The organism is Flavobacterium sp. GT3R68, assembly GCF_007109225.1.
Taxonomy (GTDB): domain Bacteria; phylum Bacteroidota; class Bacteroidia; order Flavobacteriales; family Flavobacteriaceae; genus Flavobacterium.
Genome location: NZ_VJZK01000001.1, coordinates 457,847 through 473,264, shown reverse-complemented (window position 1 = coordinate 473,264; position 15,418 = coordinate 457,847). Strand labels below are relative to the sequence as shown.

12 protein-coding genes are annotated in these 15,418 nt (G+C 38.6%); 4 read left to right on the top strand and 8 right to left on the bottom strand.

The window, feature by feature from the left end; translation table 11 throughout:
- Positions 1–64: 64 nt before the first annotated feature.
- The 7 genes from atpB to FNW07_RS02010 form a co-directional block, all read right to left on the bottom strand.
- A complete protein-coding gene (gene atpB / locus FNW07_RS02040) occupies positions 65–1,222 on the bottom strand; it encodes a F0F1 ATP synthase subunit A (protein ID WP_126742362.1) in 1,158 nt (385 codons plus the stop codon).
- A gap of 117 nt (positions 1,223–1,339) precedes the next feature.
- Positions 1,340–1,735, bottom strand: coding sequence for a hypothetical protein (locus FNW07_RS02035; protein ID WP_126742361.1), 396 nt, complete (start codon positions 1,733–1,735; stop codon positions 1,340–1,342).
- Between the two features lie 2 nt (positions 1,736–1,737).
- Positions 1,738–1,971, bottom strand: coding sequence for an AtpZ/AtpI family protein (locus FNW07_RS02030; protein ID WP_126742481.1), 234 nt, complete (start codon positions 1,969–1,971; stop codon positions 1,738–1,740).
- Complete coding sequence (locus FNW07_RS02025) at positions 1,961–2,347, bottom strand: polymer-forming cytoskeletal protein (RefSeq protein WP_126742360.1); 387 nt, start codon at positions 2,345–2,347, stop codon at positions 1,961–1,963. Before FNW07_RS02025 ends, FNW07_RS02030 begins: the two co-directional genes overlap by 11 nt.
- A gap of 2 nt (positions 2,348–2,349) precedes the next feature.
- On the bottom strand, positions 2,350–5,163 hold the full coding sequence (locus FNW07_RS02020) for a tetratricopeptide repeat protein (protein ID WP_126742359.1): 2,814 nt from the start codon (positions 5,161–5,163) through the stop codon (positions 2,350–2,352).
- Positions 5,164–5,394: 231 nt separating this feature from the next.
- Positions 5,395–6,090, bottom strand: coding sequence for an ABC transporter ATP-binding protein (locus tag FNW07_RS02015; RefSeq protein ID WP_126742358.1), 696 nt, complete (start codon positions 6,088–6,090; stop codon positions 5,395–5,397).
- 29 nt (positions 6,091–6,119) lie between these two features.
- Positions 6,120–7,589 carry a DUF5687 family protein gene (locus FNW07_RS02010; protein ID WP_126742357.1) on the bottom strand — a complete coding sequence of 490 codons (1,470 nt, stop codon included), beginning with the start codon at positions 7,587–7,589 and terminating at the stop codon, positions 6,120–6,122.
- Positions 7,590–7,734: 145 nt separating this feature from the next.
- Between FNW07_RS02010 and FNW07_RS02005 the strand changes: the two genes are divergently transcribed.
- The 4 genes from FNW07_RS02005 to FNW07_RS01990 all read left to right on the top strand — a co-directional run bounded on the left by FNW07_RS02005 (position 7,735) and on the right by FNW07_RS01990 (position 14,319).
- Positions 7,735–8,787, top strand: coding sequence for a 2Fe-2S iron-sulfur cluster-binding protein (locus tag FNW07_RS02005; RefSeq protein WP_126742356.1), 1,053 nt, complete (start codon positions 7,735–7,737; stop codon positions 8,785–8,787).
- A 184-nt stretch (positions 8,788–8,971) separates the two neighbouring features.
- The gene (locus FNW07_RS02000; protein ID WP_126742355.1) at positions 8,972–9,826 is read left to right on the top strand and encodes a hypothetical protein; all 855 of its coding nucleotides are present in this window, start codon (positions 8,972–8,974) and stop codon (positions 9,824–9,826) included.
- A gap of 328 nt (positions 9,827–10,154) precedes the next feature.
- Positions 10,155–12,128, top strand: a complete 1,974-nt coding sequence (locus FNW07_RS01995; RefSeq protein WP_126742354.1) for a tail fiber domain-containing protein — start codon at positions 10,155–10,157, stop codon at positions 12,126–12,128.
- 259 nt (positions 12,129–12,387) lie between these two features.
- Positions 12,388–14,319 (top strand): tail fiber domain-containing protein, encoded by a 1,932-nt coding sequence (locus FNW07_RS01990; RefSeq protein WP_126742353.1) that lies wholly within the window; start codon positions 12,388–12,390, stop codon positions 14,317–14,319.
- A gap of 49 nt (positions 14,320–14,368) precedes the next feature.
- Here FNW07_RS01990 and FNW07_RS01985 read toward each other — a convergent pair whose 3' ends face one another.
- Positions 14,369–15,379, bottom strand: a complete 1,011-nt coding sequence (locus tag FNW07_RS01985) for a glycosyltransferase family 9 protein (RefSeq protein WP_126742352.1) — start codon at positions 15,377–15,379, stop codon at positions 14,369–14,371.
- Positions 15,380–15,418: the final 39 nt, after the last annotated feature.

Below are 15,418 nucleotides of genomic sequence, written 5' to 3'. Positions count from 1 at the left end.
TATATATTAAAAATTAAACATTCTTTTTTAAGGCATCAGGCAAAAGCCATAGGCCATTTATTTTTTAATGATGAGCCTCCTCGTGATGATGCTCTTCTACTGCTGACCCGAAATACAAAGCAGAAAGCAACGTGAAAATATAAGCCTGTAAAAACGCAACTAATATTTCAAGGATAGAAAGCGCAAATGACAATCCAAATGACAAACTGCTCCCTAACCAGCTTTTAAAGATAAACATTAAACCAATGATGCTCATCAAAACAATGTGTCCTGCAAAAATGTTAGCGTACAAACGTATCATTAATGAAAACGGCTTGATGATTACTCCCAAAAGCTCAATAGGAGCCAATACGATTCGCATTATTTTTGGCACACCCGGCATCCAGAAAATGTGCCCCCAATAATTTTTATTGGCTGTAAGATTCGTAATGACGAATGTCAATATTGCCAACGAAAATGTAATGGTAAGATTTCCGGTCACGTTAATTCCTAATGGAGTTAACCCAATAATATTCAATAATAAAATGAAGAAAAATATGGTCAACAAATAACTCATGTATTTCTTATAATGTTTTTCTCCAATATTTGGAATAGCAATTTCGTCGCGGATAAATAATACTAATGGCTCGAAAATTCTACCGGCACCCGATGCGATTCCTCCGTTTTTACCGTATGATTTGGCCAGACTTCTGAATAAGAAAAACATCAGAAATGCAGCAAACATGATTGATAAAACACTTTTTGTAATCGAAAAGTCCAATGGTCGAACATTGCTTGGAAAACCAGTTTTCTCATCTTCATGAATAGCTCCGGACGCATCTGTTTTGTATATTTTTCCGTCGTGATGGTTTATCTTGTAGAAGTTCCCGTTAGATTCTGCCACTGCTTCACCATGGTGAAATTTAGACGAAGAGAAAACCTGCAATCCATTATCCCATATAATAACCGGAAGTGAAAACCCGTAATGTACTCCTTCTTTTTCATCAGAGAAAAAAGTAAAATCATGCGAGTCCAAAACGTGGTGCTTTACAAATGCTTTGATTTTAGATTTGGTATCCGTCGGTTCAGCATGGGCTCCTCCATGTGCATTTTCTGTCGCAACATGAGGCGCTTCAGTTTGAACGTGCACAGAATCCGTCGCAGGATTTGCAAAACTGATTAACGGAAGACACGCCACTAAAGTCGCTACTATAAATCTGAGTGGTTTATTTGAAATCCCCATATCTTTTAAATGTCTTTATTTTACGTTTCTAAAATTTGGTGCAAAGGTACATTTTAAATTAATATTCCAAAGGCAATAAATAATTTTTTATGTAATTATTATGGCTGGATTAATGTTTTATTGTTTATTGTTTAATAATCGTATTGTTATTACCGTTTCTATTGCTAAAAATAGTGCGAAAATGATGAAAAAATTGATTTTTTCGGAATGCTGACTTTCATTTGCGTTTAGCAATATTGGCCTTAATACAAAATAGGATACCCCCATTTTCATACTGGTGATCAATAAAAATGTATAACCTACAATGTCTAAGTTCTTTTCCCTGATTATTACCAGCACCAATACAATTAGCAATGATGCCATCAAAAAGAACCCATACACTTGTTCTAAAGAATAATGAAAAGCTTCATGGGGAATGGACTTTACAAAACTGAAAATAATTTTATGGATAATGTAGATTGGAATTGCAAGCAGCAGCACTTCTAAAATTGGTCTGAATTTTTTAATGCCCATTGCTATTTTTCTGAAGATTTGTTGATTTCGTTAACCTGCCTCATCACGTTGTACAGTGCCAGGAAAACACCCACCACAACCAGTACCTTTACATAATATACTTTCGGATGCGGATGGTTTTCATCCAACCAGTGGCCCAAGTAGGCGAACAAAAAAATGATAACGCCCATCTGAATTGGGATATTGATCAGCGCCAGCCACTTCGTGGCATTTTTCTTAGATTCGTTATTGTCCATCATTTACTATTGTGTTTTTTACAGCTGGTTTCATAGCACAGGTAGCACTGAAATCGGCACCAGGCTCTACGGATAATTTTCCGCAGATTACTTCCCCGTGAATACTTGCTTTTGATTTGATATTCAGAATTTCGGTCACGTCAATTTTGCCTTCAAATTTTCCTTCTATATCGGCATTTTTACAAATGATATCGCCTTTGATGCTTCCTGCGGGTCCGATTACAATTTTCCCTTTTGATTGGAAATTCCCCACCAATTCTCCATCTAACCTGAAATCAGAAGGGGAAATAATATCTCCTTTTATGGTTGTGCCTTCCACAATCCGATTCGTTTTACCTAATAAATCTGTGTATGATTTGGGGCTTTTTTCAAACATAATTACGGTTTTTTAGGTTGGATGATCGGTTTTTCAGAACTTTTCTCTTCCTGAAATACGGGCGGCTTATTTGGGTTCTGCATCGGCTGTCCTGGCGGATTTCCGACAGCATTATTCACAGGTGGATTGCCCGGCGGATTATTATTCCCGGATGGAATATCTATTGGAGTTATGGGAGTTTCCGATGGTGATGCAGCCGGAATTGGAATTGAAGGTGGTGTCGTTAAATACTCCTCTAAATTTTTCTTAATCTGCACTACTTTATAATTGTAATTGGAAATCACAACTGGCGTCTGCGCAATTTTATAATCTTTGTATTCTTTTAAAATGGTTAAAATTCCTTTAGCATACGCTTCCGAAATAATCCCGTGAATCACAATAAAATTATCAGTCATGTTATAAATATCAACCGAGGAAGACAGTTTATCATAAGGACGTGCTGCTACAAATTTATTGATTTTGTCTTGTACGATTTTAATGTTTTTAGCATCCGGATAGGCAAACCTGTACAACAATTTCCAGGTCTTCGGGTTTTCGGCGTACAGCCGTAGACTTTCAAGTGCCGGAATATCTTTTCCTAACAGCAGTTCTGACTGTTTTCCTTCGTCGCTGTACGGATAATTGAGCGCCACAAAATTGATTGCTTTCCGGTATTCTTCCACTCCTTTTAATTTTCCTGCCGTCGTGGCTTTCAACAACTCAAATTTAGGAACCATTTCTTCTCCGGTAAATTGGTTGATCGCGATTTCCAAATCAGAAAGCACGGTTCGGTAATCCCCTGCCTCAAATAATTTATACAATTTGTTGTAGGTGACTTCCGGTGATTCATTTATTAAAGTGGTTTCAGCGCCTGGGCTATTTAAAATCTGAGCATAGCGAGATTCCGGATATTGGCTGATTATCCTGTTCTTTATGATCGCTGCTTTGTCCTTATCTATCATTTCATAGATTTTACTCAGATTATAAAGCGAAGGAAGTACCAATCGTTCTTCGGGATTGTTTTTCAGAAGCTGTTCAAATTTGGCTGCAGCCAAAGGATATTCTTTGAATTTTTCTTTATAAATAACGCCCAGTTGGAAATAGGCAAAGTTGCGTTCCTTGGCGATACTGTCAATGACATTTTCATTTACCGGCAATTGTTTGATGTAAAAAGCTGAGGAGTATTTCTCTTCCACAACATTCTTCACAATGCCGTCAGTATTTTCATTTTCAATTCCCGCAATCGCATCAGTTTTTATCTCACCTGTTGTAGTCGATAGTCTCCAATTATTTTTGTAAGCCCTGTTACCCCATCTTTTTCTAAATTCGTTTTTACCAAATGCTACGGTGGCCGGATTATAGAAATAGAAATTGCTTTCTTGGGATCCAGCAACGTTAACCGGGGGCAGCATCGGCTGGTTCGCTTGGGGAACCGCTCCGTCTTTTACACCCGTCGGATTCAAATCTTCGGACTTTCCGCCATTTTGTTGAACTGATTTTGAAGCTTTTTCCTGTTGGGCCTTTTTTGTTTGGTCCGCTTTTTTGAGATTCACAATATGTTTGTCGTAATAACTTATCCTTTCGGCATCAGAAAGAGAGACCGCGTAAAGGATACTGTCATTACGGGTGGCAATACTTTCGTATTTGATTACGTCAACAAGATTTTCTCTTTTCTTTTTGATTGCCTTATATTCTCTGGATCTTGTGTTTAACTGAGTCAGCGTACTGTCATAATATTGACCAGCCATTTGGTAGCGGGCTTTATTGAAATACACATCCGCCAAGTTGCGGTAATTGGACGCAGCCAAATAAGAATCCTGCGATCTGGCTTTAAGTGATTTGTTGTAGTAATTCTGGGCAATATCGTATTTTTTGCTTTTGTCATAAAACAATGCCAATTGATGGTTCAGCACATCCAGATACGGTCTGTTTTCCCGGTCTCGTAATAATTTATTGAATTTTTTCAGAAAGGCAATCGAATCCCCTTCTTCAAAATCGAATTGCTGTGCCTGTCTCGCATGTGCCTGAATCACATATTGTCTTGGAGATTTCCTCTTCATGTCAATGACCGACTGATAAGCGGCAAATGCGCTGTCTTTATAACCTAGTTCATCATAAATCTGTCCCAGGATAAAACGGTATCGTGCCTTTTCTTCTTTTTGTTTGGTGAATTCAGTCGCCAATTTTAATTTGGCAATGGCGCTGTCTTTTTCCTCCAGATTCAGGAAAGCCTGTGAAAGTATCGCATTGGCATCGGCAAAAATCTGATCCTTGAATTTGATTTCCTTTAGCAATCTGCGAAGATTGTTAACCGCCAACGCATCGTTTTCCATGCGGATGTTGGTTTTTTCACGCCATACTTTGGCCTCATAAATCTTGTCGCTGTTCGGGTATTTGTATAATATGTAATTGAAGGCTTCCAGTGCAGGCACAAATCGCTGGTCGTAATATCGTGCTTTTCCCAACATTAAATGAGCTTCATCCATTTGCGGGTTTTTTTCCGCGCCTGCGATATTCATCGAATGTTTCTGGATGGCTTTGATGGCTTTGGTCTCCGCGCGATCAAAATTGGCGTTTTTGGTTTGTCCGGGCAGAAAAGCCTCCTGGCTGATCTGCATTCTTTCGATTGGCAGCCGCTCCCAAAAATTGTCCTTGTAATTGGTTTTCAGTTCGGCAATGCCGGTTTCAAGGGCGATCCCTCCATTATAAAGAATGTTGTATTCGGTGCTCAGTGCGTGGGAATTCCTGGAAATGAAGCTGTTTCTTTTGGTAGAACAGGCTAACAAAAAAAGAAAAAAACCTGCGATAACCGAGTATTTAAGGATGTTGTTTTTCAATGTAAAACGTTTTAATTCTTTAACTTATAAAAGTCGAATTTAGTGTAAGGACTTGTAAAAATACGTTTCTTTTTGATATGGCAAAAGGTTACACTACTATTTTTGAAAACCGGAGGGTGATTTGCGTGAGGGATAATAATGTAAAGCCCGCAGCGAGGAACGAGCGAGGACTTGAAATGGATAGCCCGACCCTGAATTTTTCTTTCAGGGTCACGCCCAAACATTTATTTTTTATACTGCGAAAAACGCTTCCAATTCCTGAAGTGTTTCAGTTGATGTGGTCATGTCTTTGACAATTTCGCCTTTGTTGAGTGCCACAATCCTGTCGCAAACATCTACCGTATGCTGCAAATCATGGCTGGAGACGAGCACTGTTACAAACGGATCGTCCGATAATTCCCGGATTATTTTTTTGAGTCGGTTTACGGTGGTTGGGTCCAGATTCGCAAACGGTTCGTCGAGAATCACCACCTCCGGGCTTCCTATTAAGGTGGCAATTATGCCCACTTTTTTCTGATTTCCTTTGGATAAATCACGCAGGTATTTTTTGTTTTTAAGGATTTCTCCATTAAAGAATTCTTCATGAGTTGCCAATAAAGCATCAACATCCGCTTTGTTCTGTCCGCGTAAATCCCCGATGAAATAGAAATATTCTTCTGCCGTCAAATAGCCTATCAGGAAGCTTTCATCCAAAAAAGCCGACGTGAAGGGTTTCCACGCTTCACTCGAATGAACCGAAACCGAATTATTGGTTATGCTGCCTGAACTGGGCTGGATTAAATCCAGTAGAAGGCTGAAAAAAGTGGTTTTTCCTGCGCCGTTATTGCCGACCAAGCCAAAGCTTTGTCCTTTGGGAATGTCCAGGTTTTCGATGTTTAGAACTTTTATCCCGTTGTATGTTTTTGAAAGTTGCGTTGCCTGTATCATAATGTTATGTTTTATTGAATCGTTGATTCTTAGTTTTTCTGTTTGTAAGCGTCCAGGGTTTTGTATTTTTCGATTTTGTATATTTTTTCAATGAGGCCAAAAACGCTGTTCCGCAATGCAAATCCCAAAATCCCTGTAATCGCCACCAATGCCAATCCGGCCATAGGACTGATTAAAAAGTAACCGAAGCCGTATAGCATAATCGGCAAGAAGATTTTCGGCAACGATATCAGCATCGTTTTGACATTAAAGGCTTTTTTGTCGCCGAAAGCACCTTTCGAAGAACTCAAATCCACCGGAGTTTTGATGTAAGCTCCGCCCAGAAGGACCAAATACGAATTGACTCCTATATTATAAACAGCTCCCACGATGATCATCATATACGCTTCCCATCCGAAATACAGGTAAAAAGACGCTAATACAGTTGTTATGACTGTTGCGATAACAATCAGCCACCATTTCGAATTCAGGTAATCCCGATACGAAATGTTCTGCGTCATCATTAACTGATAATAGGAGCTGTCCCAACTTGGTACAAATTGGCCGAAGGTGAACAGAAATCCGCCCGAAACAAAGATGCCCCCAAACATTTTCATCACCGGATTGTCATAAACTTCGATCGATCTCGTGAAGAAAAGCAAGCCGTAAAACAAAAACAAAAAGCTCATAAATACGGTGGTTTTCGAACGTTTGTTTCTTTTAATTAATTTGATGTCGTTTTTTAGGAAAGTACCCAAGGTTCCAAATTGGTTCAGCCAGGTAAAATTTTCAGTTTTTGCGGTGTTTCCCTTACTGGCAAGACCGGCGTCCAAATAAAGGTTTTTCTTCAAATAAATGAAAGTCCTCAAATACAATGCAATCACTGTCAGCATCGGTATCAGAAAGACCCAGAGCGTCGCAAACATTCCATCAAAAAACAGTGAAGTATAATTAGTAATATCCAAGAGGCCATAGTACTGCGAAACTCCAAGAGCCCCCATAATGGTAAGGAAAACAATTAGTAAACTGTCCTTATTGTTCAAAACAACATTCAGAAAATTATTGATGTAGATCAATGACAGAATCGATATAAACCAAGTAAGCACGCTTAATACATCGTATCCTTCCATCAACAATATAATGGTAAAAGGCACAAAATAAAAAAGATGAATCAGGTTAAAAAAGGACAGCATCGTTTTTCCCAGAGAAAAATTGACAATGGTATTTCTGTTGATAGGAAGCACCAGTAATGGTCGGATATTCATCACCGGAATTTTTTGCAACAAAAGCCGGACGGTTAAATCCATTACAAAATAATAAATAAGGTATTTATTAACGGTTATCAAGGGATCGATCTTCATGTCCTGAAGCATGTAAAACCCACCGATTCCTATCAGCAGAAATACCATTATCAGGTATATTGCCCCGAATGCCATCAAGATCTTCAGGGCCAGATTTGTTCCGAAAGAAGCCGAACGTAAGAAGGCTTTCCATTCGAGTTTAAGAAAAAGTTTGAACATGGTTGTTAGTGTTATTTTTGGGGTTTGACTGTAAAAGTAAGGAAATGTTACAGTTTTGGATTCTGTTTTTTAAAATTGGAGGACAGTTGCTTCTGAAAATTCTGTCGTCTTAATACTTTTTTCTATTTTTGCTAAAAATAAAAACATGTCATCATTTTATAAATTGAATATTAAGGAAGTCCGACGGGAAACCAAAGATGCCGTTTCGGTATTATTTAATGTTCCCCAGGAATTGCAAGCCAATTACACTTTTATTGCAGGGCAATACATTAATCTGAAATTAACCCTGGACGGGAAAGAAATCCGCCGTGCCTACTCCATTTGTTCTTCTCCCGAAAGCGGCGAACTGCGCATAGCTGTAAAAGCTGTGGGCCAGGGCCTTTTTTCCCAGTTTGCAAATAGTAAATTAAAAGCCGGAGATACTTTGGAAGTCGGTTTCCCGGAAGGGAGATTTACTTTCGAACCACAGGCGGAACGCCAAAAAAATTATGCGGCGTTTGTTGCAGGAAGCGGGATTACGCCGATAATGTCCATTATTCAGGCGGTTTTGAAGGGCGAGCCGAAAAGCACGTTCGTTTTGGTATATGGAAATAAAACCACGGAAGACACTATCTTTCATCAACAGCTTCATCAGTTGCAATTGAAATATGTGGGTCGCTTTTTTATCCATTATGTGTATAGCCAGGCCAAAGTGGAAAATGAATTGTTCGGGCGAATTGAAAAATCGACTGTAAATTTTGTTCTCAACAACAAACATAAAGAATTGGATTTCGATAAGTTCTATCTGTGCGGACCAGAAACCATGATTAATACGGTAAGTACGGTACTTAAGGAACATAACATCAAAGACTCCGCTATAAAATTCGAATTATTCACAGCTTCAAAGGTAGAGCATGAGATTCATCTGCCATTACACGATCACACGCAGATAACTATAATGGTGGATAATGAGGAAACGACTTTTGAAATGTCGCAAAAACAGACACTACTGGAAGCCGCATTGAAACAGGGAATTGATGCCCCGTATTCCTGTCAGGGAGGTATATGCAGCAGCTGTCTTGCAAGAGTAACCAAAGGAACTGCAGAAATGAAAAAGAACTCGATTCTTACCGATGGTGAAATCGCTGAAGGATTGGTTTTAACGTGTCAGGCACATCCGACCTCAACAGAAGTTTATGTCGATTACGATGATGTATAAAAGTGATTTAAATGTCAATTTTTAAGTAGATTAAATAATAATATAACAAATCCGATGAAAAACATGTCTTTCATCGGATTTTTTAGTTTTTTATCGAATTTGTGTGTAAAATATACGTGGAGTGATAATTACATAGTATTCTTGCTAAATTTCTGTTAATAATCCAAAAACAAACCAAGAAAACATGTTGCTTATTTTTAAACCAAAAACATCTTCACATCTCCGATTAATTGCATTATTTTCGTTCTTTACCATTTCTTTTTATGCGCAAGTTGGCGTGGGAACTACATTACCAAAAGGCGCATTGGACATCACCAGTGCCACAACCGGTTTTATAATGCCCCGAATTGCGCTGACCGCTACAAATGTTTCCGCTCCCGTTACCAATCCAAATGGTGTTACCTTAGAAGTAGGTACAATGGTGTTCAACACCAATACAACCGCAGGAACGTATGGAGTAATTCCCGGTTTATATTTTTGGGATGGCGTTAAATGGGTGTCACAAATACACCGAAATTATAAAACCTCCTTTACTCAAAGCGCCGTTTTAAGCGTAGCCTCTACTGCTGCAACATACTCGAATATAGTGGGTCTTAATTCCAAAAGTTTTATTGCGCCTTATGATGGCGAGTATCAGATTATATTTTCCGGATATTTAGGGGCAACTCCGGTAAATAAAAAAACTACTAATGTGGGCGCATCAAAAGACATTGATGGATATGCTGCTACCGGTTTTGTTGAAGGGAATTTTAGACTGACTGTCAATGGAACTAATTATGATAAATATTCCTATTCCGTAAGTCTCTATAGATCTAGTAATGGTTCGAATGGGAGCGGCGGGTCTGATCTTTATGAACTATTTAATGAAATCACTATTATTGTGACAATCAATTTAACCGCTGGGGCTACTTGTAATCTAAACGGTGCATATACAGGAGCTGATGATGACAATACGACAACAGCTACACCTCATGTAATAGGTTCGTTGGGATCTTTAGGAAACAAATGTGAAATAAATGTAGCCTATATGGGAAGATAAAAACGCAGGCTTGAATTGGGTCTTAATCACAATCCAGTACTTTTATTATTTTAATGGTTGTTGTGGAATTCCAATCAGAACAAATGGGAAAATTCCAGCAGTTTTATTATTTACTTTCAAAATAAATTGTGATTCTAAAATTTTTATGCAATGCTGATAACCAATCAGTAACATCTTATAAAATCGACTAAATTGTGTATTTAGTCGATTTTTTTTGCTCTTCATCGAAAATGTTTTAGATAACTTAACAATAAATTGTCCTATTGTTAAAATTTGATAAATTTGCACAATTTTATACCAAAAACTAACAACCCAACCCTACTTATTAATGAAGAATTTTTACTTTAATTCGCTTAGTTTTATTTTATTATTCATTTCTGTTAATTCCTTTTCACAAGTTGGAATCGGTACAACTACTCCAAATGCTAGTTCAGCATTGGATATCTCTTCTACCACAGCAGGATTATTAGCACCAAGAATGACAGCGGCTCAAAAAACGGCTATTACTACACCCGCTACAGGATTATTGATTTATCAAACAGATGGAACTTCTGGTTTTTATTATTATAACGGGGCGGCTTGGGTTCCTTTTGGATCCTCAGGATGGGCATTAACCGGTAATGCAGGAACCACTCCGGCAATTAATTTTATCGGAACTACCGACGCTCAGGATTTTGTAGTTAAAGCAAACAATAGCGAAGCGATGCGCGTTAAAAACGGAGGAAATGTAGCTGTAGGGAATACCAATCCAACTGCAAAATTACACATAACCGGTACGACAACTGCTGCAGTAGCGGGAGGACCCTCTAATTTAATCAATCAGAATTTCTCAGCTTATGCAGTAACACAGAATTATACTCCTGACGCTTCCTGTACTACAACCAGCGGCTGGACTACGTCATCAGCGGCGCCAGCATCCTATATTTGTACCACATGCGTTGCCCCATATCTTTATATTGATTCGGATGACACTAGTTGCGATCAAATTGCAACTGCATATATGAACTTTACTCCTACAACCTCATCTGTAAATGTTAGTTTTGGATATCGTTTTGATGAATATTCCAGTGGAGCAGATTCATTCAGGATATATCTATATAATAACAATACCTCAACTCAAGTTGGAGCAGACTTGGTTTCAGTCCTTGTTGACACAAACACAACGTATTCCGGAACATTAGCAGTTACAGCGGGTGTTTCTTATTCAATTAGATTTGAATATATTGGGACATTTGCATTTGGTGCCACAGTAGATAATGTACTAGTGACGGAAACAGTTGCTGCGGTAGCTGGCTCCTATGTTTTCCGTTTAGAGGATGGAACACAATCAGCGGGAAGGGTCTTAACCTCCGATGCGTCTGGGAATGCCAGTTGGTCCCCATCATCTGCAACCGCCAGCCAAACCTTAAGTATCGCTGGTTCTAATTTAACTATTTCTGGTGGAAATACAGTGACATTGCCAACTGGAGCCTATACCTTTACAAATGGTTTAACAAATACTGCCGGAACAGTAAAATTAGGAGGAACGTTAATTGAAGATACGACAGTAGGAGCAACTGCATTTCCATTTAATATCAGCAGTGCCGGTAAACCTTATATGTTTCACGTAGATAATAATGAAGATATCGTGAAATTTGGGCATGATACGCCTGTGGGTGCTGAAGGATCAAATTTAACAATTGACGGTTTTGCAACTACCGTTAAATTTATTACAAGCTGTAAAAACGGAATTTCGAGGGGAACCGCAGTAGGTGTTGGGTCTATTGAATACCTTGTCGATGGCGAAGCGATTATCGCATCCAGTTTTAGTATTGCACCTACTGTAAATAACACCTATGATTTAGGTACTTCGGCTAGTCGTTGGAGAGATATTTACCTTCAGAATGCACCAGTTGTAACTTCAGACATTACTTTAAAAAATAAAATCCATGACATTGGATATGGTTTGAAAGAAATCATGCAAATAAAACCGATCTCGTACCAATGGAAAGAAAATTATATCGGTAAAACAAGAATTCCGGATAATTTAAAACAAACCTCACTTGGTTTTTCTGCTCAAGAATTGTTGACTGTTTTGCCTGAAGTAGTTAAAACATACGATTGGAAAATTAAAAGCGAAGCCACTCCAGATGAATACGAATATGTTCAAAATGATAAATTGGGGGTGATGTACACGCAAATAATACCGGTTGCTGTAAAGGCCATTCAAGAGCAACAAGGGCAGATCGAAGAATTGAAAACGGCTGTTGCAGAACTTAAAAAACAAAATGAATTGCTAATGCAATTGGTGAATAAAAAATAAATTCATTCTACATATAATTTAAAAACGTTTGCTTCGGCAAGCGTTTTTTTTTGCCCTATCCCTTGGTCTATTCGTTTATTAATATTATTATTTTTTGAAATTGGAAGTGTTTGGATATCAGAACAATGTCTGTGATAAATTGAAGTAAAAAACGTTTAATCGGTATTTTTGTAACTTTAGTCGATATTATTGTTACATTTGCAACTTTTTAAAAATACCACAGGCGCAGCATCTGCGTCACTTAATTATTATCAAATAAATGAAACCAACTTATCAACTATTGCTTTGCGCATTAGTATTTACACTTACAACCTCTTCCTTCTCCCAGGTCGGAATCGGGACCACCACACCAAACGCCAGTTCAATTTTAGATATCACCTCTACCACTGCCGGTTTATTAACCCCAAGAATGACAACGGCACAAAAATCAGCCATTGCATCACCTGCAACAGGATTATTGATTTATCAAACCGATGGAACTGCAGGCTTTTATTATTATAATGGCTCAGCTTGGACACCTTTTGGTTCTACGGGATGGGCATTGACGGGAAATGCAGGGACAACCCCGGCAAGTAATTTTTTAGGTACAATTGATGGTCAAGACCTTGTCATCAAAACAAACAATGCTGAAGTGATCCGTGTGTTATCCGGAGGAAATGTAGGTATCGGAACAACTGCTCCAAGCAGCAAATTACATGTTGTAGCTGCTGCAATAGCACCTTCAACAGGTACACAAAACTTTGAATCTATAGCTATAGCAAATGTAACGACAACAGCGGGGACAAACCCCTATCAAATAAATAGCAATAGTGGTTGTGTTGCTGCCGATGTTTGGAAAATTGCAACAACAAGTAGCAATCCTCCTTGCACAACATGTACAACAAACAGAGCAACAATAGCTTACGGGTCGGGGACATGCAATCAAAATGCCACGTTAGTTGCCGGTCCATATACCGCTACTTCTACTTCTGCAACAGTGAGTTTCTCTTATAGTTATGATGACTACTCTTCGGATGCGACAGACTCTTTCGTTGCTACACTTTATAATGAGACAACTAGCACAGTGGTTTCAACACTAATAAACACATCAGCTGACGCTATCAGCTTATCTTACACAAGCGCTGCTATTACTGTAATAAGTGGCAATACCTATTCTATACGATTTAAATATACTGGAAATGGAGCTTGGGGCGCATCTGTAGATAATGTTTCAATAACATTTGCAACCGGCAATGGAGCGGCTCTTAAAATTGTCGATGGTTCTCAAGCAGCAGGCAAGGTACTAACTTCTGACGCTTCCGGTAACGCTTCTTGGGCACCAGCTTCACCAGGAACTGTATATACTTTTACTAATGGGTTAACTGAAACATCCGCAGCGGTAAAATTAGGCGGTACACTAACGGGCGCAACAACTATCGATTTTAATGGGAATAATTTACAAATGCTTCGCTCAACCGGAAAATATTTCCAGGTTGGACAAGCAGCATTACCATCTAATTACGCAACGATACAAGGTAGTACTTTTATTGACGGCGCAGATTCAAATAACACAAGGGATGTGGTAGCTCTTTTTAATAAAGGAGGCGGAAGTGGGACAACGACTTTTCTTGGTTCTATTGAATACATCACCGATGGCATTACCGAATTTCAATTTAGCGACAACGTTTGTCCTGCATCGGACAATTCCGTATCTTTAGGGAGATTAGGTACAACAAGTCCTTTTAATTTAAGATGGAAAGAATTAGTTTGCGTAAACGGAGTGATACAAACTTCTGACGCAAGGCTCAAAAAAGATATTAAAAAAATAGAGTACGGGCTGAATGAAATATTAAAATTAAAACCAGTGACCTTTAAATGGAAAGATGATTTTGCAGAAAAAGGAGTGCCAGTGCCTGAGGATAAAAAGGAAAATCATATTGGTTTTATTGCTCAGGATTTATTGCAAATTTTACCTGAAGTTGTTACTACTCATTCCTGGCAAAAAACTTCGGAAGATAAACCCGCACAGTATAAACCCGTTGGTAATTACGGCGTAAATTACAGCGAAATAATTCCCGTAACGGTTAAAGCCATTCAGGAACAGCAAGCACAGATTGAAGAATTGAAAAAAACCACCTCAGAATTAAAAAGCGTCATTTCAGAATTGAAAAAACAAAATGAATTGCTCTTGAGATTAATGGACAAAAAATAAAAGATCGTTACTTTTTAATGAAAAAGCGTTTTCTTCGGAAAGCGCTTTTTTATTGTAATAGAGTTATAATCTGATACACTACTTTTTTAGGATCGATACTTCGCATTGCATCTTCATACCCCGAAATCATTTTATTCCCGTAAACAGATGTCGGCAACATTGGAAATTGTTCCCTGTCGGAAACCAGCGCATTCTCTAAAGGCTGATGGAACGGGGAAAATCCGGCGTATGGATGTGTTGCTCCCCAAAGTGTCATTACTTCTATACCAAGCATAGCGGCAATATGTGCATTTCCACTATCCATACTGACCATAAGGTTCAAATTGCTGATGAGTTGCAATTCTTGCCTGAAAGTGATTTTCCCGGCAACGGTAATGACATTTTCGCGATGGTCTGAAAGTGAATTCAGAATTTGTATTTCATTTGCTCCTCCGCCAAAAAGCAATATTTTGTATTGATTGTTTTTCGATAAATCTGAAATTACCCGTTGCAAGAGATCTAGCGGATACACTTTTGAATCATACTGTGCAAAAGGGGCAATACCGATCCATTTTTGGTTTTTCTCTCCAACCAAGGCAATGATTTCGGGGGCCATTTTTTGTTTTGGCGGAAATTGGGGATGCAGCAGATTGACCGCAAAACCCAATTCCGAAAAAACCTGGGCATGTCTCTCAAACATAGTAATAAGAGGCTGAAAGACTTTGTTTTCGGCTCTGGTTAAAGCCGCTTTGTCTTTTCTACCCTTATCAACGGACGCTGTTTTTTTGCCGCTTGCCGCAAAAAGATTTCGGACCACTTTTGAACGCAATACGTTATGAAGATCGGCAAACGCATCAATTTTCAAGGGTTTTAAATCCTGAAACAACCTAACTAATCCCAAGAAACCCTTGTGTCTTCCTTTGGCATCAAATGCAAAAAAATCCACATTTGGAATCTCTTCAAAAAAAGGTTTATAGAAGTGTCGTGAAATAAACGTAATTCTGACATCCGGATTTTGGGTTACAAAAGCCCGTATAACAGGAACCGTCATGGCGACATCCCCCATTGCGGAGAGTCTCATGACGGCTATATGTTTGATTTTTTTAGACAATTTAGGAGT